This is a genomic window from Pseudomonas sp. PSPC3-2 (assembly GCF_049897085.1).
GTDB classification, from domain to species: Bacteria; Pseudomonadota; Gammaproteobacteria; order Pseudomonadales; family Pseudomonadaceae; genus Aquipseudomonas; species Aquipseudomonas paraveronii.
Map to the genome: position 1 here is coordinate 112,202 of NZ_JAFCVO010000003.1, position 23,161 is coordinate 135,362.

22 protein-coding genes are annotated in these 23,161 nt (G+C 61.3%); 11 read left to right on the top strand and 11 right to left on the bottom strand.

Features of this window, described 5'->3' with window-relative positions:
• Positions 1–18: 18 nt before the first annotated feature.
• The gene (locus ACP7CJ_RS07200; RefSeq protein ID WP_247406615.1) at positions 19–651 is read left to right on the top strand and encodes a LysE family transporter; all 633 of its coding nucleotides are present in this window, start codon (positions 19–21) and stop codon (positions 649–651) included.
• Positions 652–789: 138 nt separating this feature from the next.
• Here the strand turns inward: ACP7CJ_RS07200 and ACP7CJ_RS07205 are convergent, their stop codons facing one another.
• From ACP7CJ_RS07205 to ACP7CJ_RS07220, 4 genes are read right to left on the bottom strand one after another with little or no spacing between them, the layout of a single operon-like run.
• Positions 790–1,530, bottom strand: a complete 741-nt coding sequence (locus tag ACP7CJ_RS07205) for a penicillin-binding protein activator LpoB (RefSeq protein WP_276195394.1) — start codon at positions 1,528–1,530, stop codon at positions 790–792.
• Between the two features lie 3 nt (positions 1,531–1,533).
• Complete coding sequence (gene lpoB, locus ACP7CJ_RS07210; protein ID WP_426099922.1) at positions 1,534–2,121, bottom strand: penicillin-binding protein activator LpoB; 588 nt, start codon at positions 2,119–2,121, stop codon at positions 1,534–1,536.
• Between the two features lie 35 nt (positions 2,122–2,156).
• Complete coding sequence (locus ACP7CJ_RS07215) at positions 2,157–2,528, bottom strand: YcfL family protein (protein ID WP_426099923.1); 372 nt, start codon at positions 2,526–2,528, stop codon at positions 2,157–2,159.
• A 10-nt stretch (positions 2,529–2,538) separates the two neighbouring features.
• Positions 2,539–3,933 carry a COG3014 family protein gene (locus ACP7CJ_RS07220; protein ID WP_276195391.1) on the bottom strand — a complete coding sequence of 465 codons (1,395 nt, stop codon included), beginning with the start codon at positions 3,931–3,933 and terminating at the stop codon, positions 2,539–2,541.
• Positions 3,934–4,246: 313 nt separating this feature from the next.
• Here ACP7CJ_RS07220 and ACP7CJ_RS07225 point away from each other — a divergent pair, with 313 nt between their 5' ends.
• Both ACP7CJ_RS07225 and ACP7CJ_RS07230 read left to right on the top strand, forming a co-directional pair.
• Entirely contained in the window at positions 4,247–6,142 is a 1,896-nt protein-coding gene (locus tag ACP7CJ_RS07225) for an FTR1 family protein (RefSeq protein WP_276195390.1), read from the top strand.
• A gap of 2 nt (positions 6,143–6,144) precedes the next feature.
• Complete coding sequence (locus ACP7CJ_RS07230) at positions 6,145–6,600, top strand: YaiI/YqxD family protein (protein ID WP_276195389.1); 456 nt, start codon at positions 6,145–6,147, stop codon at positions 6,598–6,600.
• On the opposite strand, the gene elbB is transcribed toward ACP7CJ_RS07230, so the two are convergent.
• Positions 6,597–7,262 carry an isoprenoid biosynthesis glyoxalase ElbB gene (gene elbB, locus ACP7CJ_RS07235; RefSeq protein WP_247398864.1) on the bottom strand — a complete coding sequence of 222 codons (666 nt, stop codon included), beginning with the start codon at positions 7,260–7,262 and terminating at the stop codon, positions 6,597–6,599. The genes ACP7CJ_RS07230 and elbB overlap by 4 nt on opposite strands.
• 115 nt (positions 7,263–7,377) lie before the next feature.
• Between elbB and ACP7CJ_RS07240 the strand changes: the two genes are divergently transcribed.
• Positions 7,378–8,613 carry a sterol desaturase family protein gene (locus tag ACP7CJ_RS07240; protein ID WP_247398867.1) on the top strand — a complete coding sequence of 412 codons (1,236 nt, stop codon included), beginning with the start codon at positions 7,378–7,380 and terminating at the stop codon, positions 8,611–8,613.
• On the opposite strand, the gene ACP7CJ_RS07245 is transcribed toward ACP7CJ_RS07240, so the two are convergent.
• On the bottom strand, positions 8,594–9,241 hold the full coding sequence (locus tag ACP7CJ_RS07245) for a DedA family protein (RefSeq protein WP_247398870.1): 648 nt from the start codon (positions 9,239–9,241) through the stop codon (positions 8,594–8,596). The two genes, ACP7CJ_RS07240 and ACP7CJ_RS07245, sit on opposite strands and share 20 nt — an antisense overlap.
• Positions 9,242–9,448: 207 nt before the next feature.
• Between ACP7CJ_RS07245 and hemB the strand changes: the two genes are divergently transcribed.
• Both hemB and ppk1 read left to right on the top strand, forming a co-directional pair.
• A complete protein-coding gene (gene hemB, locus ACP7CJ_RS07250; RefSeq protein ID WP_426099924.1) occupies positions 9,449–10,462 on the top strand; it encodes a porphobilinogen synthase in 1,014 nt (337 codons plus the stop codon).
• A gap of 18 nt (positions 10,463–10,480) precedes the next feature.
• Positions 10,481–12,700, top strand: a complete 2,220-nt coding sequence (gene ppk1, locus ACP7CJ_RS07255; RefSeq protein WP_247398886.1) for a polyphosphate kinase 1 — start codon at positions 10,481–10,483, stop codon at positions 12,698–12,700.
• A gap of 75 nt (positions 12,701–12,775) precedes the next feature.
• Here ppk1 and ppx read toward each other — a convergent pair whose 3' ends face one another.
• Positions 12,776–14,278 (bottom strand): exopolyphosphatase, encoded by a 1,503-nt coding sequence (gene ppx, locus ACP7CJ_RS07260; RefSeq protein ID WP_247398889.1) that lies wholly within the window; start codon positions 14,276–14,278, stop codon positions 12,776–12,778.
• Positions 14,279–14,758: 480 nt separating this feature from the next.
• On the opposite strand from ppx, the gene ACP7CJ_RS07265 reads away from it, so the two are divergent.
• The 4 genes from ACP7CJ_RS07265 (at position 14,759) to ACP7CJ_RS07280 (ending at position 19,276) form a co-directional block, all read left to right on the top strand.
• Positions 14,759–15,406, top strand: coding sequence for a DUF1120 domain-containing protein (locus tag ACP7CJ_RS07265; RefSeq protein ID WP_276195386.1), 648 nt, complete (start codon positions 14,759–14,761; stop codon positions 15,404–15,406).
• A 133-nt stretch (positions 15,407–15,539) separates the two neighbouring features.
• Positions 15,540–16,229, top strand: coding sequence for a fimbria/pilus chaperone family protein (locus tag ACP7CJ_RS07270; protein WP_426100009.1), 690 nt, complete (start codon positions 15,540–15,542; stop codon positions 16,227–16,229).
• 7 nt (positions 16,230–16,236) lie between these two features.
• Positions 16,237–18,738, top strand: a complete 2,502-nt coding sequence (locus ACP7CJ_RS07275) for a fimbria/pilus outer membrane usher protein (protein ID WP_276195385.1) — start codon at positions 16,237–16,239, stop codon at positions 18,736–18,738.
• Positions 18,728–19,276 carry a hypothetical protein gene (locus ACP7CJ_RS07280; RefSeq protein ID WP_276195384.1) on the top strand — a complete coding sequence of 183 codons (549 nt, stop codon included), beginning with the start codon at positions 18,728–18,730 and terminating at the stop codon, positions 19,274–19,276. The genes ACP7CJ_RS07275 and ACP7CJ_RS07280 overlap by 11 nt, the downstream gene beginning before the upstream one ends.
• On the opposite strand, the gene ACP7CJ_RS07285 is transcribed toward ACP7CJ_RS07280, so the two are convergent.
• The 4 genes from ACP7CJ_RS07285 to ACP7CJ_RS07300 are packed head-to-tail and all read right to left on the bottom strand — an operon-like array spanning position 19,248 to position 22,094.
• A complete protein-coding gene (locus ACP7CJ_RS07285) occupies positions 19,248–19,985 on the bottom strand; it encodes an amino acid ABC transporter ATP-binding protein (protein ID WP_017845136.1) in 738 nt (245 codons plus the stop codon). The two genes, ACP7CJ_RS07280 and ACP7CJ_RS07285, sit on opposite strands and share 29 nt — an antisense overlap.
• Positions 19,972–20,622: an amino acid ABC transporter permease gene (locus tag ACP7CJ_RS07290; protein ID WP_247398900.1), complete on the bottom strand. Its 651-nt coding sequence runs from the start codon at positions 20,620–20,622 to the stop codon at positions 19,972–19,974. The genes ACP7CJ_RS07285 and ACP7CJ_RS07290 overlap by 14 nt, the downstream gene beginning before the upstream one ends.
• Positions 20,619–21,287: an amino acid ABC transporter permease gene (locus ACP7CJ_RS07295; protein WP_017736949.1), complete on the bottom strand. Its 669-nt coding sequence runs from the start codon at positions 21,285–21,287 to the stop codon at positions 20,619–20,621. The genes ACP7CJ_RS07290 and ACP7CJ_RS07295 overlap by 4 nt, the downstream gene beginning before the upstream one ends.
• Positions 21,288–21,308: 21 nt before the next feature.
• Positions 21,309–22,094 carry a transporter substrate-binding domain-containing protein gene (locus ACP7CJ_RS07300; RefSeq protein WP_276195383.1) on the bottom strand — a complete coding sequence of 262 codons (786 nt, stop codon included), beginning with the start codon at positions 22,092–22,094 and terminating at the stop codon, positions 21,309–21,311.
• Between the two features lie 255 nt (positions 22,095–22,349).
• On the opposite strand from ACP7CJ_RS07300, the gene ACP7CJ_RS07305 reads away from it, so the two are divergent.
• On the top strand, positions 22,350–23,045 hold the full coding sequence (locus tag ACP7CJ_RS07305; protein WP_426099925.1) for a FadR/GntR family transcriptional regulator: 696 nt from the start codon (positions 22,350–22,352) through the stop codon (positions 23,043–23,045).
• The last annotated feature ends 116 nt before the right edge of the window (positions 23,046–23,161 follow it).

Sequence of the window (23,161 nt, forward strand, 5' to 3'; positions counted from 1 at the left end):
TCGCTGCTGAGGTGTGCAATGGCACTCGACACATGGCTGGCCTTTTTCCTCGCCAGTTGGATCATCTCCCTTTCCCCTGGCGCAGGCGCCATCGCCTCGATGTCCAGCGGCCTGCAATACGGTTTCCTGCGCGGTTACTGGAACGCCATCGGCCTGCAAATCGGCCTGGCGATGCAGATTGCCGTGGTCGCGGGCGGGCTGGGGGCTATTTTGGCGGCGTCGTCCACCGCGTTCTATGCGATCAAATGGTTTGGCGTGGCGTACCTGGTGTACCTGGCCGTCAAGCAGTGGCGTGCCTTGCCCATGGACATGACCGACGACGCGGCAGTGCGGCCGATTGGCAAGCCGATGGCGATGATGTTCCGGGGGTTTCTGGTCAACGCCAGTAACCCCAAGGCGCTGGTGTTCATGCTCGCGGTGTTGCCGCAGTTCGTGAACCCGCAGGCACCGCTGCTGACCCAGTACCTGATCCTCGGCGCGACGATGATCAGCGTCGATATGATCGTGATGGCGGGGTATACCGGCTTGGCGTCGAAGGTCTTGCGCCTGTTGCGCACGCCCAAGCAGCAAAAACGCATGAACCGCACGTTTGCCGGGTTGTTCGTGGGGGCGGCGGGGTTTCTGGCCAGCTTGCATCGCGCAACGGCGTAACTGACGAAACCGCAGCAAAAATGTGGGAGCTGGCTCGCCTGCGATAGCAGCACCTTGGTGTAACTGATACACCGAGGTGTCCGCATCGCAGGCAAGCCAGCTCCCACCTTTGATTTGTGTTGCTTGTGAAGTCGCGGCTCAGCGCAGAATCTTCGGCGCTTCATCCCTTGGCAGGTTATTGCGCAACACTGGCTGGCCTGGGTCTTGATACCCACCGCCCAACTGTTCCGCCAACTGCCTGGCCACATCCTCACCCAAGGCTTTCGACACTTCCTTCACCACACGCGGCCGGTTCAGGCTGACGTGCACGTCGCGGCTGTTCACCAGTTTGGTGTCCTGACCTTCACCCATCGCGGTAAACGCTGAGGTGATTTCGAAGGTGCGCGTGTTGATCAGGCTGAAATCCGCCACCAGCGTCAGGCCCAGCACCGCCGAGTAGCTGTTGGTGCGGTCCAGGGCGTTGATGTCCTGGGTGAAGTCGATGTCCGACAGGGTGCCGAACAGCACGTAGTCCGCGTCCTTGAAGTGGCCGGCCTTGATGCGCTTGATCACGTCATACACGTCACCCTTGGCATCGGCGGTGTAGGGCGTGCCCTGCACCAACTGGAACTGGCGCGACTTGAGGATCTCGCCCTTGATGTCGCCGCTGAATTTACGCAGCTCTGCCTGTTCGATGTAGCGGGTGCGGCTTTCGTACTCGCTGTAGTTCGCCGCGCCGCTGGCGTTGTATGCGCTGGCCTGGAAGTTGTTGCTGGCCGAGACCTGATGGATGTACTCCTCGACCTGCGCCTCGTAGGCCAGGTCGGTCACCGCGATCTTCGGTGCAGCCGAGGCGCCAAAGGCGCACAGCAGGCCGATCATGCCGATCCATGCACGCATTGCTTAGCGCTCCGTGGTCTTGCGGATTTCTTTTTCGTCCATCCATTCGGCCACGCCGCTTTCGACGTCGATCAGTTGCAGGCTGAACTTGTAGAACACGTCCTTGTAGTCCGAGCTGCGCTTGACGATGGAACTGATCGAGCCTTCCAGGCGGTACTTGGCAGCGACCATGTTGCCGGTCTTGCTCACGCTGGATTTTTTGTACAGGCCGCTCTGGTTCTGCAGCTTGAGCTGGTCGACCTGGCTTTGCATGTCGGTGTTGTCGCTGGCGAAACGCGCGGTGCCGGTCTTCATCAACTGGGTCTTGATCGACGTGGTGATCTCGCGGGTGTCGATGTACTCGCTGGTCTTATTCTTCACGTCATACACCTGCACCACCGGGCGGCCCTGGAGGACGCCGGACTGGGCGAGGGAGCGGGTCATGCTTTCGGCGATCATCTGCAGGTCGGTGGAGCCGAACTCGTTGGTCACCAGTTCCACGGCCTTGGTGTCGCCGTAGCTGATGTTCTTGCCGCCGAGTACCGGCGAGGTGTTGGCGCAGCCGCTGGCCAATACGGCGATCACGGCGAGGAGCGAGAAGCGTGCAAACATGGGAAATCTCTCTAAAACCTGAAAAGGGGAGCGACTCAAGGGGTCTTCACTTCGAGGCGGAAGTCCGCCGCTTGAGGCAAGTTGGCAATGGCTGGCAGGAACGTGGCCTGGTTGGCGTACAGGGTCAGTACCTTCCAGGTTTCTTCGTCGCCCACCGGGAAGCCGTCGGCGCCCAGCCAGGCGAAGCGGTAATACATCATCCGGTTGCTGCTGGTGATGTTGCTCAACTGCACCTTGGCGGTGAGAAAACCATTCTCGCGCGCCACCCGAATGGCACCGACGGCGATGCCCTTGAACTTGCCCATCACCACGATTTTGCTGGCGGCGCTGCCGGGTGCAGGTGGCGGCGGGGTGGCGCAGCCGGCGAGCAGGACCAGCGCCAAGGCGCCGAGGATGAAATGACGCATAGCGTGCTCCTTAAGGTTGTTTGAGGGCGATGGCCTGGGCGGAAGTACTCGGCACCACGTGGGCCGCCAGACCGCCGGCGAATACCTGGTTGCCGACCACGCGCAGGGTGATGACCTGATAGCGCTGATCGGCCTTGACCGTCACCCGCGTGCCGCCCAAGGCGTTGGGCAGGCTGACTTGATGCTCGCCGTGCTTGAGGCGCAGGCGCGTCACTTGGGTCATGTCCGGCAGGGTGCGCCAGGTGCGGGTGTCGGCGCCTTCGGCCACGGCCGAAGCAATGCCCAGCACCAGGCCGGCCATCGGGTTGGTCTTGTTCAGGTTGTTTTGCGCCACGCCCCGGCTGACTGCCCGCACGGTGGTGCGCAGGATGATCCCCGGCATGTCGTCACGCAGCGCGCGACGGGACATGGCGGTGGTGCTGTTGAGCACGGTGAGGTTCTGTTGCTGGCCGTCGACGCCGATCTGGGCGAAGGCCTGGGTGGACGTGTCGGCCTTGATCACCGGGAACGACAGCGGTGTGATCACCAGGTTGCCATTGATCGGGATTGGCAGCGGCAAGCGTATCGAGTCGCGGGCTGGCGCCAGGCCGCTCTGGACCACGATCAGCACGTCGGTTTCATCGGCGCCGACGTTGGACGCATCCAGGTTCAGCAGCGCTTGCTCGAGCAACGGCGTGTTGGGGCGCAACTCGGCGGCTTTGCGATAACCCGGCGCCGCCAGGTCTTTTTCGCCGAGGGCTTCGTAGACAAAACCGGCCAGGTAATGGCTGAACGCGCTCTGGTAGCTGTTTTTCAAGCCGACCACGTCCGGCGCGTCCAAGGCTTCCACCGGGTACCCGCGCAGGTCTTTGATCTGGGTGGTCACGCCCTGGCGTTCGGCCTCGTTTTCGCGCTTGAGGTATTCCTTGTCTCGCAGGTTGGCGATCACGGCTTCGCGCTCGTGGGTCTTCTTGATCTCGGTGCGCGCGCCGTCGAAGTCATTCAGGGCCAGCAGGTTCAGGGCCATCTGGGTGGTCAGCATGACTTTTTCGTAGTCGTAGCCTTCGTAGCGACGCACTTTGTCGTTGGCCAGGAAGCTGCCGAACTGGGAAAGGTACTTTTCGCTGTCGAACTTGACCGACTCTTCCCACTTGTAAACTTGCAGGTCAGCACTGCGCCAGGCGGTCTGGCTGCCGGTCAGGTCGCCCTTGGCCCGCAGCAGTTCACCTTTCTCGAAGAAATAGAGCAGGTCCTTGTCTTCGCCGGTGTTGTTCTTTTCCAGCAGGGTCAGCGCGGCCTCGACGTTGCCGGTTGCCAGTTGCTGGTTGGTAGCTTGCAGCTCGTCGTCGTAGCTGCGAAACATCGAACAGCCGGACAACGCAGTGACCGCAGCGAGCGCGAGCGGGGTTAAGGCGCGAAATGCCATGGCAGGCTTCTTCCCTGAATGTAATCGGCCGAGGTGCTGGTCGGCTCGAATCACCAATCGCGGGAGACAGCGTGCCTCCAACTAATTCCTCATAAAAATGAGGAGCAAAATTCCCTTTTGCGATAACAGGGCGCGGCATTATAGGCAGCGAGCATGGCAAAACAATGGCTTTTTGCTAGTTAGTCGCCATCATCCATGTTATTGCCGCTCCTTGGTCCGCACTGTTATTCCAAATACAAATCACTTACACCTTGAGTCAAACCTCTTAAAGCTCAACAATGTGTTACTTCGTATTTCTTTTTGAGATTCATTCATGACTGCCCCCTTCCGTTTTCTCGCCTGGCTGGTATTGCCGGCGTTGATGTCGTGCAGCTTCAACCTGTTGGCTGCACCTGCCGAGGGCGCCACGAAAGCCCTGCATTTGCTGGACTACATTGGCGCGGATTACCCGCCGACGGTAGCGGCGGGGAAGGTCATCGATGAGTCGGAATACCGTGAGCAGGTGGAATTTCTGGGGGTGTTGCAGGGCCTGGTGGCTGAGCTGCCTTCCAAGCCCGAGCGCGCCGATCTGGTCAAAGGGGTCGATGAATTGGTTGCCGCTGTGACCGCTCGTCAGGAAGGCGCCAGTGTGGCCCGCCAGTCCCGGCAGTTGGGCGCCAAGCTGGCGGCGGCATATGAAGTCAGCCAGGCCCCGGCGATTACGCCCGACCCGACACGCGGCGCACCGCTGTATGCGCAGCACTGCTCGGTCTGCCACGGCGCGGCCGGAGCCGGTGATGGCCCGGCGGGTGTGGGCATGACGCCGCCGCCGGCGAATCTGCAGAACGCTGAGCGCCTGGACCGCCTGAGTCTTTATGCGATCTACAACACGCTGGGCCTGGGCGTCGAAGGCACGGACATGCCGTCTTTCGCCGACCAACTGGACGACCGCCAGCGCTGGGACCTGGCCACCTATATCGCCAGCTTCACGGCCGACCCGGCTGCCGCGAAAAGCGCGCAGCCCTTCAACCTCGCCGACCTGGCCCGTCAGACCCCGAATGAAGTGCTGGCCGCCAGCGGCCCAGCCGCTGCCGCGACGTTCCGCGCCCAGCGTGCCCAGCCGCCGCAGGTCAAACGCGGCCCGGCGCAGTTGCTCGACTACACCGCCGCCACCCTCGACAAGAGCCTTGCGGCGTTCCGCAACGGCGACCATGAGCAAGCCTATGACCTGTCGGTAGCGGCGTATCTGGAAGGGTTCGAGCTGGTAGAAAGCTCCCTGGACAACGTCAACGCCAACGTGCGCAAGGACACCGAGAAGGCCCTGATGGCCTATCGGCAGTCGTTGCAGGACGGTTTGCCGCTCGAACAGGTGCAGCAGCGCCTGGACGCAGCCAAGGGCAAGCTCAGCGAATCCGCCGGCTTGTTGGGCGGCGATGGTCTGAGCTGGTCGTTGAGCTTTATCTCAGGCTTGCTGATCCTGCTGCGCGAAGGTCTGGAGGCGATCCTGGTGCTGGCGGCGGTCCTCGCCTTCCTGCGTAACACCGGCCAGGAATCGGCGGTGCGCAGCGTCCACGTCGGCTGGGGCTTGGCCTTGGTGGCCGGCTTGGCCACCTGGGCGTTGGCCGCCTATGTGATCGATGTGAGTGGCGCCCAGCGCGAACTGCTCGAAGGCTGCACGGCATTGTTTGCCAGTGTGATGGTGCTGTGGCTCGGCGTGTGGATGCACGACCGGCGCCACGCAGCGGCCTGGCAGGACTACATCAAGAGCAGCCTGGTGGGCGGCGGTGGGCGTTTCGGCTTCGCGCTGCTGGCGTTCTTCTCGGTGTACCGCGAGCTGTTCGAAGTGATCCTGTTCTACGAAACCCTGTGGCTGCAAGCCGGCCCGGCCGGGCACAACGCCGTGCTGGCGGGTGGCGCGACGGCGCTGGTGCTGCTGGTGGGCCTGGCGTGGGTGATCCTGCGCGGTTCGGCGAAGCTGCCATTGGCGCTGTTCTTCGGGATCAACGCGGCGTTGCTGTGTGCGTTGTCGGTGGTGTTCGCCGGGCACGGCGTGAAGGCGTTGCAGGAAGCCGGCATCTTCGGCACGCGGCCGGTGGCATTCTTTGACTTCGATTGGCTGGGTATCCACGCCGATGCCTACTCGTTGAGTGCGCAGGTCGTGGCGATCCTGGCGATTGTGGTGATGTATGGCCGCAGTCGGATCGCCGACAAGCGCCGGCTGGCGGCATAAGCATGCGCGTGTGGATCGACGCCGACGCCTGCCCGCGGGCGGCCAAGGACCAGGTGGTGAAGTTCGCCCTCAAGCGTCAGTTCGAGGTGGTGCTGGTGGCCGGGCAGAGCCAGATCAAGCCGAGCTTTGCCTGCGTGAAGCTGATCGTGGTGCCCAGCGGCCCGGACGCAGCGGATGACTACCTGGTGGCGCACGCGGTGCCCGGTGAGTTGGTGATCTGCAGCGATGTACCCTTGGCCGACCGCCTGGTGAAGAACGGCGTGACGGCACTCGACCCGCGTGGCAAGGAGTTCAGCCCGCAGAACATGAGTGAGCGGTTGGCGGTACGCAACCTGTTCACCGATCTGCGCGAGCAAGGCCAGATGGGCGGTGGTCCACCGCCCCATGGGGAAAAGGACAAGCAAGCGTTTGCCAACTCACTCGACCGTCTCCTTACGCGCTTGATGCGGGCCGATTAGTCGTTCTCGTGGGTCAGCTCAAGCACCCGATCCACCAGCTTGTTGATGCCTGACGCGACTTCACTGATGTTCTTGCCAAGCATATAGGCCGGCGTGCTGACCAGCTTGCGCGCCGTGTCTTCGACGATATCCTCTACCGTGCATTCCTGATGGTGGGCGCCCATCTTGTCCAGGGCGGCGGCGGTGTCGGTATCGTTGCCGATGGTGCAGGTCACGCCCGGACCATAGATTTTTGCGGCCAGGGCTGGCGAGATGCAGATCAGCCCCAGCGGCTTGCCCGCTTCGACAAAGGCTTCGGCCAGCGCCAATACCTGCGGGTTGAGGCTGCAACCCGCGCCTTCGATGGCAAAGTTCGACAGGTTCTTCGCCGCGCCAAACCCGCCAGGCACGATCAACGCATCGAAATCCTCGGCGTTGGCTTCAGCGATGTCCTTAACCTCGCCCCGGGCAATGCGGGCGGACTCCACCAGCACATTGCGCGACTCGGGCATTTCTTCGCCCGTGAGGTGGTTGATCACATGCAACTGCGCAATGTCGGGGGCAAAGCATTGGACCTGAGCGCCGCGCTGATCCAGGCGCAGCAGGGTGATCACGCTTTCGTGGATTTCTGCGCCGTCGTACACGCCACAGCCGGAAAGGATCACTGCAATCTTTTTGCTCATGGGCATTTCTCCTGATTCATGGCGTTAAATGTCTACTAATTTGTCATCTGTTGCCAATGGGAACTCCCGCCGCAGCACCTAATCTTGAGGCAATAAAAACAGACCGGACTAGCTCATGGACTTCGTGCCTTACGCGGTGCCGTTTTTCATCGCCTTGATCGTGGTTGAACTGCTCGCCGACCGTTGGCGCGGGGCGCGCAACTACCGGGTGGCGGATGCCATCAACAGCCTCAGCACCGGCGTGCTGTCCACCACCACCGGGCTGCTGACCAAGGGCGTGGGGCTGCTGACCTACGCGTTCGCCCTCAAGCACCTGGCGCTGCTCGAGTTGTCGGCCCAGAGCGTCTGGACCTGGGTGTTTGCCTTTGTGTTCTACGACTTCTGCTACTACTGGCTGCATCGCTGCGGGCATGAGCGCAATATCCTGTGGGCCGCGCACTCGGTGCATCACCAGAGCGAGGACTACAACCTCACCACCGCCTTGCGCCAGACCAGCACCGGCTTTCTGCTGAGCTGGATCTTCTACCTGCCCCTGGCCGTGCTCGGCGTGCCGCTGCTGGTGTTTATCAGCGTAGCCTCGCTCAACCTGCTGTATCAATTCTGGGTCCACACCCGCCACGTGCCCAAGCTCGGCTGGTTCGAGTGGTTCTTCGTCACGCCGTCCAATCATCGGGCCCACCATGCACAGAACGCTCTCTACATGGATCGCAACTACGGCGGGGTGTTCATTATTTGGGACCGGCTGTTTGGCTCGTTTCAGGAAGAGGACGATAACGAGCCGGTGATCTTTGGCGTCACCACCCCCTTGGCCAGTTGGAACCCGCTGTGGGCCAACCTGCAGTTCTATGCGCAGTTGTGGAGTGATGCGCGGCGCACGCAAAGCCGCTGGGACAAGCTGCGTATTTGGTTCATGCGCACCGGTTGGCGGCCCGCCGATGTGAAGGCCAACTACCCGTTGGCCAAGCCGGATTTGAGCCAGTTCCGCAAATTCGAGGTGCCGCTGGATACGCGACAACAGGTGTACGTCGCCCTGCAATTTGCGGTGTATGTGGGGTTTGGCAGTTATCTGATGAACGTCGGGGAAGGGCTGCCCACGACGGCACTGGTGCTGGGCTGGAGTGCGATGGCGCTGGGCTTGTTTTGCGTGGGCGTCGCCCTGGAGAACCGCCCGTGGGCGTTGAGGGCGGAGCTGGTGCGCCTGGGGCTGAATGTGCCGCTGGTATGGCTGGCGCCGCTGGTCGGGCTATGGCCGGCCAGCCACCTGGGCTGGCTGGGCCTTTTGAGCTACAGCTTGCTGAGCCTGATGGGCCTCTACTGTTGCAGAGGCCGGCTTACTCGGCTGGCGTCTTAGGCGGCTCGACCGGGCTGGTTTCGGCCGGGTGTGTAGCCGCCAGTCGGGCCTTTGCATCGGCACAGGCTTGACGGGCGATGCGCGCGTTCTTGAACCGCCGCCGCAGCCAGAGAGCCAGGCCCAGCAGTAACAAAGCACCCAGCACCCACAGCTCGTACTTCTTGATGCTGCCCAGCATGCCTTCCAGGACCGCGCCAAAATGGTACGCCGCCGCGGCGAGCGCCGCCGCCCACACCGCCGCGCCAATGCCGTTGAGCAATAGGTAGCGCAAGGGCGGATAGCCGGACAGGCCAATCGCCACGGGCATCACTGTGCGTAATCCGTAGACGAAGCGAAAGCTCAGCACCCAGATATCCGGGTGCTTGCGGATATGTTCCAGGGCCTTGTCGCCCATCAATTGCCAGCGCGGCTTGCGCGCCAACAGTTTGCGGCCGTGCTTGCGCCCCATGTAGTACCAAAGCTGGTCGCCGGCGTAGCTGCCGAAAAAGGCAACGACCACCACCAGGTTGATATCCATATATCCACGGAACGCCAGGAAGCCTGCGAGAACCAGTATGGTTTCGCCTTCGAAGAACGTGCCTAGGAAGAGGGCAAAGTAGCCGAAGTCATGCAGAAATTGTTGAAGCATGGTCTGGGTGCTGGCGAAATGAACGCGCAGCCTACGCCTTCGTGAACATTCATGAAAGTATCGAGATGTGTCACGAAGTGAACATTTCCTACATAAACGCCGAATGCGACTACAGGTCGCATGGATAAGCACAACTGTCATTCCTTCGTCATAATGGCCGCTTATAACTGCAACACTCGTCCGTAAATGCGGGCTCAGGAGTCTGTCGTGAGCTTTACCCCTGCCAATCGCCTGTTCCCCGCCACCCGTCTGCGCCGCAACCGTCGTGATGATTTTTCTCGCCGTCTGGTCCGTGAAAACGTACTGACCACGAACGATCTGATCCTGCCGGTCTTTGTGCTGGACGGGGAAAATCGTCGGGAAGCCGTGGCGTCGATGCCGGGTGTAGAGCGCTTGAGCATTGATCTGCTGCTTGAGGAGGCGGCGAACTGGGTGGAACTGGGGATTCCAGCGTTGGCGCTGTTCCCGGTGACGCCTGCGGAACTCAAGTCCCTCGATGCTGCCCAAGCCTGGAACCCGCAAGGGATCGCCCAACGCGCCACCCGCGCGTTGCGTGAGCGCTTCCCGGAGTTGGGGGTAATCACCGATGTGGCCCTGGACCCGTTCACCACCCACGGGCAGGACGGCATCCTGGATGAAGAAGGCTACGTGCAGAACGACATCACCGTCGACGCGCTGGTCAATCAAGCCCTATCTCATGCGGCAGCCGGGGCCCAGGTGGTCGCGCCGTCGGACATGATGGACGGCCGCATCCAGGCGATCCGCGAAGCCCTGGAGCTGGCCGGCCACGTCAATGTGCGAATCATGGCTTACTCGGCCAAATACGCCAGCGCCTACTACGGCCCGTTCCGCGATGCGGTGGGCTCTGCGCTGAATCTTGGCAAGGCCAACAAGGCCTCGTACCAGATGGACCCGGCCAACAGCCATGAAGCCCTGCACGAAGTGGCCGCCGACCTGGCCGAAGGTGCCGATATGGTGATGGTCAAGCCCGGGATGCCCTACCTGGACATCCTTTATCGGGTCAAAGAAGAATTCAAGGTGCCGACCTTTGTCTATCAGGTCAGCGGTGAATACGCCATGCACATGGCCGCGATCCAGAATGGTTGGTTGAGTGAAGGGGTGATCCTCGAATCCCTGACAGCCTTTAAACGTGCCGGCGCTGATGGCATTCTGACCTACTTCGCCGCCCGCGCTGCCCAATTGCTTAGAGAGCAACAATAGCCCTCACAGGAACACTCGATGAATACCGAAGGACTCTCAGAAGTTGCCGTAAAAGACGCCCACCCGGTGGTTGAACAAGTCGCCGAGACCCCGCCGGAGCTGGAGCCGCCTGTGGTGGTCGCGGAAGCGCCTGCTCCGGCGCCCGCGCCCGTCGTGGTGACCAACCTGGATGACAGCAGCCTGTACATCCACCGCGAGCTGTCACAGCTGCAATTCAACATCCGCGTGCTGGAGCAGGCGCTGGATGAGTCCTACCCGTTGCTGGAACGCCTGAAATTCCTGCTGATTTTCTCCAGCAACCTGGACGAGTTCTTCGAGATCCGCGTCGCCGGTCTCAAGAAACAAATCACCTTCGCCCGTGAACAAGCCGGTGCCGATGGTCTGCAACCGCATCAAGCCCTGGCACGCATCAGCGATCTGGTGCACGGTCATGTGGATCGCCAATACGCAATCCTCAACGACATCCTGCTGCCAGAACTGGAAAAACATCAGGTCCGCTTTATCCGTCGCCGCCACTGGACCACCAAGATCAAGACCTGGGTGCGTCGCTACTTTCGCGACGAAATCGCGCCGATCATCACGCCGATCGGTCTCGACCCGACTCACCCGTTCCCGTTGCTGGTCAACAAGAGCCTGAACTTCATCGTTGAGCTGGAGGGTATCGACGCCTTCGGTCGCGATTCCGGCCTGGCGATCATCCCGGCACCGCGTCTGCTGCCACGGATCATCAAGGTACCGGAAGAGGTGGGGGGCGCTGGCGATAACTATGTATTCCTGTCGTCGATGATCCACGCGCACGCCGATGACCTGTTCCAGGGCATGAAGGTCAAGGGCTGCTACCAGTTCCGCCTGACCCGTAACGCCGACCTGGCGCTGGACTCCGAAGACGTCGAAGACTTGGCCCGCGCCCTACGCGGTGAGCTGTTCTCGCGGCGCTACGGCGATGCGGTACGCCTGGAAGTGGCCGACACCTGCCCGAAACACCTGTCTGACTACCTGCTCAAGCAATTCAACCTCGGCGAGAGTGAGTTGTATCAGGTCAACGGCCCGGTCAACCTGACGCGCCTGTTCAGCATCACCGGCCTGGACAGCCACCCGGAGCTGCAATACACGCCGTTCACGCCGCAGATCCCGAAACTGCTGCAAAACAGCGAGAACATCTTCAGCGTGGTGAGCAAGCAGGACATCCTGCTGCTGCACCCGTTCGAGTCCTTCACCCCGGTGGTCGACCTGCTGCGCCAGGCCGCCAAGGACCCGCATGTATTGGCGGTCCGCCAGACCCTGTACCGCAGCGGCGCCAACTCGGAAATCGTCGATGCGCTGGTGGACGCTGCGCGTAACGGCAAGGAAGTTACTGCGGTGATCGAGCTGCGTGCGCGGTTTGACGAAGAGTCCAACCTGCAACTGGCCAGCCGCCTGCAAGCGGCCGGCGCGGTGGTGATCTACGGCGTGGTCGGGTTCAAGACCCACGCCAAGATGATGCTGATCCTGCGCCGCGAAGCCGGTGAGATCGTGCGTTACGCGCACTTGGGCACCGGCAACTACCACGCCGGCAACGCCAAGCTCTACACCGACTACAGCCTGCTGACCTCCGACGACGCCCTGTGTGAAGACGTCGGCAAGTTGTTCAGCCAGTTGATCGGCATGGGTAAGACGTTGCGCATGAAGAAGCTGCTGCATGCGCCGTTCACCCTGAAGAAGGGCATGCTCGACATGATTGCCCGCGAGACCCAGTTCGCCCTCGACGGCAAGCCGGCGCACATCATTGCCAAGTTCAACTCGTTGACCGATCCGAAGATCATCCGCGCGCTGTACAAGGCCAGCCAGTCCGGCGTGCGCATCGATCTGGTGGTGCGCGGCATGTGCTGCCTGCGGCCGGGCATCGTCGGGGTCTCGCACAACATCCATGTGCGCTCGATCATCGGGCGCTTCCTGGAGCACACGCGGGTGTTCTACTTCCTCAACGGCGGCGAAGAGCAGATGTACCTCTCCAGCGCCGACTGGATGGAGCGCAACCTCGATAAGCGCGTAGAGACGTGTTTCCCGGTGGAAGGCAAGAAGCTGATCATGCGGGTCAAGAAAGAGCTGGAAAGTTATCTCACCGATAACACCCACAGCTGGAGTCTGCAGTCGGACGGCCGCTACGTGCGCAACACGCCGACCGGCAACCAGAACCCGCGCAGCGCCCAGGCGACGTTGCTGGAGAAACTGGGTAGCCCGATTCTCGCGGTGAATTAACCCAGGCTGGCTCAGGCCCAATGTGGGAGGGGGCAAGCCCCCTCCCACATTTTTTTCGGTGCTGTCTAGATCGAGTTAGTGCACGTTCAGGCTGAAGCCCACCCGCGTCAGCCATTCCGCTTCCTGGGCGAAGTCCGCCTGGGTCAACTGGTTTTCTTCCAGCCAGCCTTCCGGGAACACCACGTCGAGGCTGTCGCCGCTGGCACGCAGGGTCACCTGGGGCATTTCCTGGGTGCCACGGATGTGGTGGAACAGGATCGCAAAGCGCAGCAGCACGCACAGGCGGATCAGCTTGATGCCTTCGTCACCGAATTCGGCGAACTTGTCCTTGGGGATATTGCGGCGATGGCCGCGTACCAGCAGTGCGAGCATCTGCTGGTCTTCCCGGGAGAAACCGGCCAGGTCGGAGTGCTCGATCAGGTAGGCGCCGTGCTTGTGGTAATGGTAGTGGGCGATATCCAGGCCTACTTCATGCACCTTGGCCGCCCAGCCCAGCAGTTCGCGCCATACGCCGTCTTCCAGGTCCCAGTCCGCAGCCACCTGGTCGAAGGCATGCAGGGCTTTGCGCTCCACGCGGGCCGCTTGTTCCAGATCGACGTGATAGCGCTCCATCAACGAGCTGAGGGTGCGCTCACGCACGTCCTCGTGGTGATGACGGCCGAGCAGGTCGTAGAGCACCCCTTCGCGCAGGGCGCCGTCGCAGTGGTCCATGCGTTGCAGTTCGAGGGCGTCGAAGATCGCTTCGAGAATCGCCAGGCCCGCCGGGAAGATCGTGCGGCGGTCAGGCTTGATGCCATCGAAGTCGATTTTCTCGGCATCGCCCAGTTTGAACAGCTTGCGCTTGAGCCACGCCAGGCCTTCGGCGTTGACCTCGCCGGTGCCATGGCCGCCGGCTTTCAAGGCCAGGCCGATGGCGCGGATGGTGCCGGACGAGCCGATGGCTTCATCCCAGGTCAGGCGATGCAGGGCGTGCTCGATGCTCATGATCTCCAGCCGCGCCGCCGTATAGGCCTGTGCATAGCGCGCCGGGGTGATTTTGCCGTCCTTGAAATAACGCTGGGTATAACTGACGCAGCCCATCTGCAGGCTTTCGCGCAGCAGCGGCTCAAAGCGCTGGCCGATGATGAATTCGGTACTGCCGCCGCCGATGTCCGCCACCAGGCGCTTGCCAGGGGTGTCGGCCAGGGTGTGGGACACGCCGAGGTAGATCAGGCGCGCTTCTTCGCGTCCGGAGATGACTTCTACCGGGTGCCCGAGGATTTCCTCGGCGCGGCGGATGAATTCGCCGCGGTTACGGGCTTCACGCAACGCGTTGGTGCCGACGATTCGCACAGCGCCCAGGGGCATGCCGTTGATCAATTGGGCAAAACGCTTGAGGCAATCGAGCCCTCGCTGCATGGATTCTTCATTGAGCTGGCGCGCGTCGTCGATTCCGGCAGCCAGTTGGACTTTCTCGCCTAGCCGCTCAAGGATGCGGATTTCGCCGTTCTGGGCCTTGGCCACGACCATATGAAAGCTGTTGGAGCCCAGGTCGATGGCGGCGATCAGGGACAGATTCTTGGCTTGGGATTGCGGCATGGTTAGGGGTCTCGGTCGATAACCTCGCCATCGTGCCACGATCGACCGCTGGAGCCAACGCGTAGCGCTTCGCTAATTTTCCTATGACTGTCTGTGAGGAACTCTTGTGGGAAATGTAAGGTGGGTTTCTAAAATTGCCCTGAATGAGGTTTTAGTTTCGTAGGAATTTTTAACTAGTTGTCGTTGTAAAAATTTTTGTGATTTTCCCTACAGGGTTATTGTTTGAAATCCTTTGGTTTTTTTGTTTTGGACTACCTCGTATTCGGGCAAAGGCGACTCTTTGTTTTTACAGCTCCCACAGTAACTGATGTGTTATCTGATTCTTTAATGAGGGGCCAAAGCGACAGACTGTCACTCGGCAATATTGCCTGGGTGTTATTTATTTATAGTCGTGCAGGTCCAGAGAAATAAACCGTTCGGCGCTGGGCTTGCTAAGAAGAAAATAAAGAACGCCTGATAACTTTTAGTGACAGGTCAAATATGAAAAAAATTGTTGGATTGACTCTCGGTCTCGCTTGCCTGGCTGCGGCCATCAGCGCACAGGCATCTACCGTTGCCCAGTTGTCCGTCAGGGGCACGATTACACCCGCTGCTTGCAACCTCAGCCTGACCGGGAGTGGCACTATCGATTACGGCACCATCCGCTCCGGTGAACTGTCCCAGACCGCGTTCAACCCGCGAGAGGAGAAAACCACCTCCCTGTCCGTCAGTTGCGGCACTACCCCTGCCAAGTTCGGGCTGAAACTCACCGATCTGCAGGCCGGCAGCAAGGTGACGGGCATTCTCGGTGCGGGTTTCACTGAAGCACAGAACTATGGCTTGGGTCAGGTCTCGGGCCGGCGAACCGGTGGCTATTCGGTCACTCTCAGGGACCTTCGGTCGTCGAGCACCGCGCTGTTTCCAATCATGCGTGTCGGCACCGGTACCTGGCAGAACAGTGATGGCAAAGTTACTCAAGCCCCTACCCAGTATTCCTGGCGCAGTAGCACCACGGTTACACCGGCTTCAATTTCCCAACTGACTGGCACCATCGCTGTGAAGGCAGTGATCAACAAAGGCCAGGACCTGGACCTGAGCCGCGACATTACCCTTGATGGGCGCGCCACCCTTGAACTGAGTTACATCTAAACGACTCAACAGCAGCCGATCAAGAAACTGACTATTTCTTATCGGCTGTTTTCATGTGAGCGATCAGTTGCCATTTGCTCAACGTCATGGTCACGGGGAATACCGAGTGCGTAGTCTTTCAATAATAAATAGTGTGCTGTTATGGAGTGTAAGTGCATGTCTCTGTTTTGCCACTGTTGCAGTAGCGGACGGCATGCAGCCGGAAACCACAGTGGTGGTGCTTTATGAGGAAGATGGCGAGGCCACAATAAATATCAGGAATACCGATTCGGGTCCGGCGTTACTTCATTCGGTAGTGGAAAATGTGCCAGAGGACCCGGAACCGTTATTAATTGTCACGCCTCCCATCACCCGCGTGGAGGCGGGCGAAACCCAGCTCGTGCGCTTCATCAGTACCTTGAAGGAACCGCTGAAGACCCAGCGGTTGAAGCGCGTATCTTTCGAGGGGATTCCCCAAGCGCGTGCCGCAGGTGGTGCGACGATCGGTATCACCCTGCGACAGAATTTGCCGCTGATTCTGCACCCCAAAAGTCTGCCTCGGCATCAAGCACCCTGGGAGCTGCTCACCTGGAAGCGGACCGGGTCGCGTCTAACGGTTCACAACGACAGCGCCTACGTAGTGCGGTTGGCGCCCCAGGTGCAGCTACTTCCGCAGCAGGCCCTGGCGACGTTGCCGCGTACCTACATTTTGCCGGGGGAGGCGTTGACGGCGAAGGTTGACGGAACGTTGGACGGCTTGGCTGAAGTCGAGATCCAGCCCGCCACGGTCTACGGGTTTTCAGTGGACAGCTACCGCGCCCCGATCAGTGCCGATGGGGATTGAGCGGCTTATGACGAACCTGTCGAGTAACAAATCTGCGATTTTTATCCGGCCTCGCCGCCCCACGCTGCTCATCGGGTGTGCGACGCTGTGGAGCTTGCCCGGCCTGGCCCCGGCGCTGGAGTTGGGCGAGGGTTTCGACCTCGCGGCACTGACCACCCACGGCATTGACCCGAAGGTCTCCGACTACTTCCGCAGTGCGGCGCGTTTTCGCGAAGGCGTCCAGGTGGTGGGGCTGCGGGTCAACGGGAACCCGCTCGGGTCAGTCGATGCGCGGTTCGATGCCCAAGGGCAATTGTGTTTCACCCCGGGCTTGCTCGAGAAAGCCGGGTTGGTGCAGCCCCGCGCCGTTGTTCGCGAAGGTGCCTCACCGGACCAGGCCTGCCATGACTTCCTGGGGGCCTTTCCGACGACGATGGTCCGGCTCCGGCCCGGCATCGATGAGGTGGCGCTGGTGGTGCCGACCCAGGCATTGCATGAACCCCAGTGGGAGGCCGGGCACTTTGCCCAGGGCGGCGCAGCGGCGATGTTCAACTATGACGTGCTGGGTTTCGACAGCCGTTCGCGCAGTGGGCCCAGCCGGTTCGTGTCGGCCTACACCGAAGCGGGCTTCAACCTGGGCGACTGGATTGTGCGCAGCCGCCAGTTTTATGTGTCTGACAATGGTGAAGCCCGTACCGAACACCTGTATGCCTACGCCCAGCGGGATATCGCCGCGTTGCAATCGACTTTTCAGATGGGCCAGCTCTCCAGCAACAATCCGCTGTTTGGTGGTATCCAGTTGTCCGGCATCCAGTTTTCCCCCGATGGTCAGTCGCGGGCGCTGGCGGGCAGCAACAACGCAGTCGTCGAAGGTCTGGCCCAGAGTCAGTCGCGGATTGAAGTACGCCAGTCCGGCGTGCTGATCCATAGCACGCTGGTGCCCGAAGGCCCCTTCCGGCTGACGGGGTTGCCTTTGCTCAATGGCACCAGCGACCTCGACGTCAGCGTGATCGATGTACGCGGCGCCAAGCGCAGTTTCGTGGTGCCGGCGGCGTCATTCGCGGGAGCGGCCCCGGCGGCGCCCGGTTATTACGTTTCCCTCGGCAAGGTGCGCGAAAATATCGACGCACAGGTTCCGTCACCGGTGGTCGCCATGGGCAGTGGCACCTGGGGCCTGGGGCGTGAATCGTCGGCGGGGTTTGGCTTATTGAGTACCGAAGAGTACTGGTCGGCAGGCGGCACCCTGAGCAGCGTGTTTTTCCAGCGGGTTGCCGTTGGCGCTCGTCACAATGTGTCCCGAGACAGCCGTAACGCCGTGTCGGGTTCGCGTAGCAGCGTGTCCGCGAGCAGCCCGGTCTACGCCAATATAGACGTGAACTTCAGCGCTACCACCCAGACCCGAGGGTATCGCGAGGTACTTGAAGCGGGTCGCTCGTTCAAGGCCGGCGAACTGGATTCGCGATTCAAGAACCAGTACACAGCGGGCATGAGCTGGGTTGATCCGACCCTGGGCGTGTTCTCCCTGGGCTATTCGCGCAGTGCGCAATTTGACCGGCACACGGCCGAACATGTGTTTGCTTCGTGGAACAAGTCGTTCAGCCATCTCGATGTCGCGTTGATCGCCGATTCGCAGGTGGGCGGTACACGGCCTCGCCGTGATGCTGCCGTTGCCGGCGACCGGCGCGATAGCGCTGAGGACAATGATCTGTCGGTACGGCTGCAGATCAGTGTGCCGCTGGGCGGCGATCGTCGTGTGAACAGCTACGTCAGTCGGCGTGGCGACCAGTCCCGCGTCGGTACGGCGCTCAGTGAGCGGGTCAATGAGTATGTGAATTACGAAGTGGGCGTCGAACGCGACCTCAGCGCCCGCGAGCAGTCGGTTCGCGGCCATGTGGACTTGCTGCCACGCTACACCCGCGTTGGCCTGGGCGTCAGCCGAGATGCGCAGGGCACCGGTTATACGGGGCAGTTGCAAGGCGGCATCGTCGCGCACGAAAACGGCCTGACATTTTCGCCCTACACCGTGCAGGACACGTTTGGCATCGTCTCGGTGGGGGATATCGGTTCTGCAAAAGTCGAAACCCCGCAGGGGCCGGTGTGGACTGACTTCACCGGGCAGGCGGTGATTGCCGGCTTGCCCGCGTATGCCAATAGCCGCGTCGAAGTGCAGACGCAGTCGTTGCCCAAACGGGTTGACCTGAAGAACGGCACCCAGGTGCTCGCCGCCGGTCGCGGGTCCTTCAATACCGTCGCGTTCGATGTGGTGACAGCGCGCCGCGTGCTACTCACCGCCAGTGATCAGTACGGTCGGCCGTTGCCCCAGGGCGCTTCGGTGTTCGGCAAGGATGACCGCTTCCTGACCAGCGTGGCGGGCGAGGGCATGATTTTCCTGAATGACGTCAATGAGTCGCAAAGCCTGCGGGTTTCGTTGCCGGACTCTTCCACCTGCCGGCTAAGCCTTGACCCCGGAACCAAACCTGATCATGACAAGTTCTATGAGACCACGACGGCGGTGTGCCATGGCCGGTAAATGGAAAAGTGCATGTTTCACCCTGTTCTGCAGCCTGTTGATGGCCCAGGGCGTGCGCGCTGAAAACTGCCGGTTGTCCGTGAGTCAGCCGCGCATCGACTATGGGGTCATTCGCCGGGAGGCCTTTGTCGAAAGCACCACCTTAGCCCTTGGCACCCGCACGCTGCATCTGAACGTTGCGTGTGCGCAGCCTTCGGTGATGGCGTTGCGCTTCATCGGTGCGGCGGACGGGCAAGGTTTTCGGTTTGATCGCCAGGGGCGTATGCGTATGCATCTCAGGCATGCTCAGGTGGATGGGCGCGCCGTCGAGTGGGAAGTGGCGCATCCGCCCGGTGAAACCGTCAGCGGGCAGTTGTTACCGGGCCAGGTCCTGGTGGCACGCGCAGCAGGCCAAACAATGGTCGGCCAGCGCCTGACCGCCCAGGTCGATGTCGATATCGACCTGCCTTCCGATGCCCTGCAGGTACGCAATGAGACGCGGCTGGAGGGGCAGGGCACCTTTGAGCTGGTCAGCCCGGCTGTCCCACTGAGCCGATGAAGTTAGCCAGCTCGGGCGTTCTGGGATTGGCGAACAGTGCTTGGGGCGGGCCCACTTCATGCACCTTGCCCTGGTGCATGAACACCAGCTTATCCCCGACTTCGCGGGCGAAACGCATTTCGTGCGTCACCATGATCAGGGTCATGCCGTCCTTGGCCAGTTGGCGCACCACGCTCAGTACTTCATTGACCAGTTCCGGGTCCAGCGCCGAGGTGATCTCGTCGCACAGCAGCACCTTGGGCGACATGGCCAGTGCGCGGGCTATCGCGACGCGTTGTTGCTGGCCGCCGGACAGGCGATCAGGGAAGGCATCGAACTTCTCCCCCAGGCCGACCCGCTCCAGCATCTGTCGCGCCAATTGGGCGGCCTTGGCCTTGGGCACTTTCTGCACCACCTGCGGCGCGAGCATGACGTTTTCGCCCACCGTCAGGTGCGGGAACAGGTTGAACTGTTGGAACACCATGCCGACTTTTTGTCGCAGGCTGCGCAGGTCGGCGCGGGCGGCGTCGAGGTATTCGCCGTCGACTTCGATCACACCGTCGTTGATCGACTCCAGGCCATTGAGGGTGCGCAGCAAGGTCGACTTACCCGAGCCGCTGCGGCCGATGATCGCGACGACCTGGCCTTCTTCAACGGTCAAGTCGATGCCCTTGAGCACGTGGTGATCGCCGTAATACTTATGCAGGGCGGAAATTCTAAGCAGAGGCATGCAGTCTCCTTTCCAGGTAGCGCGCACTGAGGGACAAGGGGTAACAGAGCAGGAAGTAACCGAGGGCCACCAAGCCGTAGACCATAAACGGCTCGAACGTGGCGTTGGCGAGCATGCCGCCGGTCTTGGTCAGTTCGGTGAAGCCGATGATCGAGGTCACGGCAGTGCCTTTGACCACTTGCACCGAGAACCCCACGGTAGGTGCTACGGCAATCCGCAGGGCCTGGGGCAGGATCACGTAGCGCAGCTGTTCAAGCGGATTCAGGGCCAGGCTGGCCGAGGCTTCCCACTGCCCGTGGGCGATGGAGTCGACACAGCCGCGCCAGATCTCGGCGAGGTAGGCGCTGGTAAACAAGGTCAAGGCAATCGCCGCCGCCAGCCAGGGCGAGATATCCACCCCAAGCAGGGCAATGCCGAAAAACACCAGGAACAGCTGCATCAACAGCGGCGTGCCCTGGAACAGTTCGATATAGGTGCGGGCGACATTGCGCGTGAAGGCTTTGCGGCTGATGCGCATCGTCATCACCAGCAGGCCGATCAAGCCACCGCCTACAAACGCCACCAGCGACAGCAAGAGCGTCCATTGCAGGCCGATGAGCAGGTTGCGCACGATGTCCCAGAAGGAAAAATCACTCATCGGCTGTTCCTCATCACAAACCGGCGACCGATCCAGTTGAGCAACTGGCGAATCATCAGCGCCATGCACAGGTACACCAGGGTGGTCAGGGCATAGGTTTCAAAGGCGCGGAAGTTGCGCGACTGGATGAAGTTAGCGGCAAAACTCAGCTCTTCGGTGGCGATCTGCGAACACACCGCCGAGCCGAGCATCACAATGATGATCTGGCTGCTCAGGGCCGGCCACACCTTGCCCAGCGCCGGCAGCAGCACCACATGGCGGAACGCCTCGAAGCGCGTCATCGCCAACGCGGCGGCGGCCTCTAGCTGGCCACGGGGGATCGCCTGGATGCCAGCGCGGATGATTTCGGTGGAATAGGCGCCCAGGTTGATCACCATTGCCAATACCGCCGCTTGCCATTCGGTGATTTTCAGCCCCAGGGAAGGCAGGCCGAAGAAGATGAAAAACAACTGCACCAAAAATGGCGTGTTGCGGATCAACTCGACATACACCCCGAAGAACCAGGCGAACGGCTGGATTTTCCACGCCCGCACCACCGCGCCGACGGTGCCCAGGGCGACCCCCAGGATCGCACCGATCGCCGTCAGTTCAAGGGTGAACAGGGCGCCGCGCAACAGCAGGTCGGTATTGGCCAGCACCGGCACAAAGTCGAATTGATAGGCCATGAATCAGCTCCGTCGCAGGCTTCAGAGATCAGCAGGCAGGGGTTCTTTCAGCCACTGCATCGCGTTTTTTTCCAGGCTGCCGTCAGCCTTGGCCGCGACCAGGATCTGGTTGACCTTCTCCAGCAGCGCCGGCTCGTTCTTGTTCACGCCCACGTACACCGGCGAATCCTTGAGCTTCACTTTCAGCGCCGGCACGCGTTTCGGGCTGCGCTCGCTGATCGCAACCATCACCACGTTGCCGCTGGCGATCAGGTCGACCTGGCCGGCCAGGTAGGCGGCGATGGTCGAGTTGTTGTCTTCGAAGCGCTTGATCGTGGCTTCCTTGGGCGCGACGGATGTCAGCTCGATGTCCTCGATGGCGCCACGGGTCACGCTGATGGTCTTGCCCTTGAGGTCGTCGATGCTGCTGATGGCGGCATCAGGCGGGCCGAATACGGCCAGGTAAAAGGGTGCGTAGGCCTTGGAGAAGTCGATGACCTTTTCCCGCTCGGGGTTCTTGCCCAGGCTGGAGATCACCAGGTCGACCTTGCCGGTCGTGAGGAACGGGATGCGGTTGGTGCTGTTGACCGGGGTCAGCTCCAGTTTGACCTTGAGCTGGTCGGCCAGCAGCTTGGCGGTGTCGATGTCCAGGCCACGTGGTTTCATGTCGGGGCCGACCGAGCCGAACGGCGGGAAGTCCTGGGGTACGGCGACCTTCAAGGTGCCACGGGCAACGATATCGTCCAGACCGTTGGCCTGGGCGGGTGCCTGGCTCAGCATCAGGCTGGCAAACAGGGCGGTGAGCAGGGCGCTGTAGCGCTTGGTCATGGGAACTCTCCGAGAAGGGCGAAGGGATATTCTGTTTTTGCCCAGTGCACAGCCCATGCCATGACCGCTCGGATTGTCTGCAAGGCCGGGATTTGTTGCGTTGTGGTGGTCTTACTGGTCTGAACAGTGAGCACGGGTTTTGCACCGTTTTCGAGCGCCGGCAAAACCGCGCGAGCCCCTTTGGGGCGTGGCTTGCCGCCAGGCGCGAATAGCTTTACAACTACTCGCTCAGTTGTCTGGAACCTTGAGTTTTTTATGAATTCCATCGCCCAAGCGGTACCGGAAGCGGCCTTGCAGGCCATCCGCAAACTGATCAAGGAGCAAGGCTTCGGGCCGGGCGACGCATTGCCATCCCAGCGCGACCTGGCGCTGCAGTTGGGCGTGAGCCGGGCGTCATTGCGCGAGGCGTTGTCGTCTCTCAGTGCCTTGGGGGTGGTCAGCGTGCAGCCGGGCAAAGGCGTGTTCGTGCAAGAGGCACAAGAGTCGCCGGGGTTTGCATGGCCCTTCGCGGCCCAGGCGACGCCGCTGGATATCTTCCAGTTGCGCTATGCCCTGGAGGGGTTTGCGTCGGGGTTGGCGGCCGTCACGCTGACCATCGATGAGCTGGACCGCCTGGAAGATAATGTCGAAGCCATGCGCAAGGTGCTCAAGGCCGGCGACTTCGAAGCCGCCGCCCGGCTGGACTTCGAATTCCACCAGCGCCTCCTCCTGGCCAGTGGCAACCAGGCGATGGTCAGCATCCTGAGTGCCAGCGCCGAGGTGTTCCTGGAGAGCCAGAAGCTACCGTTCATCCGGCCGGAACGGGCCATGGAAACCTGGCAGGAGCACCGTAGAATTCTGCGCGCCCTGGCCCGTCGCGCCAGTGCGGCGGCACAGAAAAGCATGCAGGAGCATGTGCGCAATGCGGCGTTGCGCACGGGGATTGCCTTTGTGACGCCGGTATCGCCGTGAGCGGAGCGATACCCAAACTCATGCATCACCATAGCAAGACTCAATCAGAGGCGGCTTCCTGAACGGGGGAAGGGCAGCTATGATGGGCCACGTTTTTTTTGCTTACAATCCGGAGA

What these genes read in the sequence shown, in the direction of transcription:
- ACP7CJ_RS07290 (WP_247398900.1), bottom strand. Translation starts at nt 20,622, where the DNA reads ATGAGTGATTTTTCCTTCTGGGACATCGTGCGCAACCTGCTCATCGGC.
- elbB (WP_247398864.1), bottom strand. Translation starts at nt 7,262, where the DNA reads ATGAGCAAAAAGATTGCAGTGATCCTTTCCGGCTGTGGCGTGTACGAC.
- ACP7CJ_RS07285 (WP_017845136.1), bottom strand. Translation starts at nt 19,985, where the DNA reads ATGCCTCTGCTTAGAATTTCCGCCCTGCATAAGTATTACGGCGATCAC.
- ACP7CJ_RS07275 (WP_276195385.1), top strand. Translation starts at nt 16,237, where the DNA reads ATGACGAACCTGTCGAGTAACAAATCTGCGATTTTTATCCGGCCTCGC.
- ACP7CJ_RS07240 (WP_247398867.1), top strand. Translation starts at nt 7,378, where the DNA reads ATGGACTTCGTGCCTTACGCGGTGCCGTTTTTCATCGCCTTGATCGTG.
- ACP7CJ_RS07280 (WP_276195384.1), top strand. Translation starts at nt 18,728, where the DNA reads ATGGCCGGTAAATGGAAAAGTGCATGTTTCACCCTGTTCTGCAGCCTG.
- ACP7CJ_RS07245 (WP_247398870.1), bottom strand. Translation starts at nt 9,241, where the DNA reads ATGCTTCAACAATTTCTGCATGACTTCGGCTACTTTGCCCTCTTCCTA.
- ACP7CJ_RS07230 (WP_276195389.1), top strand. Translation starts at nt 6,145, where the DNA reads ATGCGCGTGTGGATCGACGCCGACGCCTGCCCGCGGGCGGCCAAGGAC.
- ACP7CJ_RS07200 (WP_247406615.1), top strand. Translation starts at nt 19, where the DNA reads ATGGCACTCGACACATGGCTGGCCTTTTTCCTCGCCAGTTGGATCATC.
- ACP7CJ_RS07300 (WP_276195383.1), bottom strand. Translation starts at nt 22,094, where the DNA reads ATGACCAAGCGCTACAGCGCCCTGCTCACCGCCCTGTTTGCCAGCCTG.
- ACP7CJ_RS07215 (WP_426099923.1), bottom strand. Translation starts at nt 2,528, where the DNA reads ATGCGTCATTTCATCCTCGGCGCCTTGGCGCTGGTCCTGCTCGCCGGC.
- ACP7CJ_RS07295 (WP_017736949.1), bottom strand. Translation starts at nt 21,287, where the DNA reads ATGGCCTATCAATTCGACTTTGTGCCGGTGCTGGCCAATACCGACCTG.
- lpoB (WP_426099922.1), bottom strand. Translation starts at nt 2,121, where the DNA reads ATGTTTGCACGCTTCTCGCTCCTCGCCGTGATCGCCGTATTGGCCAGC.
- ppk1 (WP_247398886.1), top strand. Translation starts at nt 10,481, where the DNA reads ATGAATACCGAAGGACTCTCAGAAGTTGCCGTAAAAGACGCCCACCCG.
- ACP7CJ_RS07205 (WP_276195394.1), bottom strand. Translation starts at nt 1,530, where the DNA reads ATGCGTGCATGGATCGGCATGATCGGCCTGCTGTGCGCCTTTGGCGCC.
- ppx (WP_247398889.1), bottom strand. Translation starts at nt 14,278, where the DNA reads ATGCCGCAATCCCAAGCCAAGAATCTGTCCCTGATCGCCGCCATCGAC.
- ACP7CJ_RS07225 (WP_276195390.1), top strand. Translation starts at nt 4,247, where the DNA reads ATGACTGCCCCCTTCCGTTTTCTCGCCTGGCTGGTATTGCCGGCGTTG.
- ACP7CJ_RS07220 (WP_276195391.1), bottom strand. Translation starts at nt 3,933, where the DNA reads ATGGCATTTCGCGCCTTAACCCCGCTCGCGCTCGCTGCGGTCACTGCG.
- ACP7CJ_RS07265 (WP_276195386.1), top strand. Translation starts at nt 14,759, where the DNA reads ATGAAAAAAATTGTTGGATTGACTCTCGGTCTCGCTTGCCTGGCTGCG.
- ACP7CJ_RS07305 (WP_426099925.1), top strand. Translation starts at nt 22,350, where the DNA reads ATGAATTCCATCGCCCAAGCGGTACCGGAAGCGGCCTTGCAGGCCATC.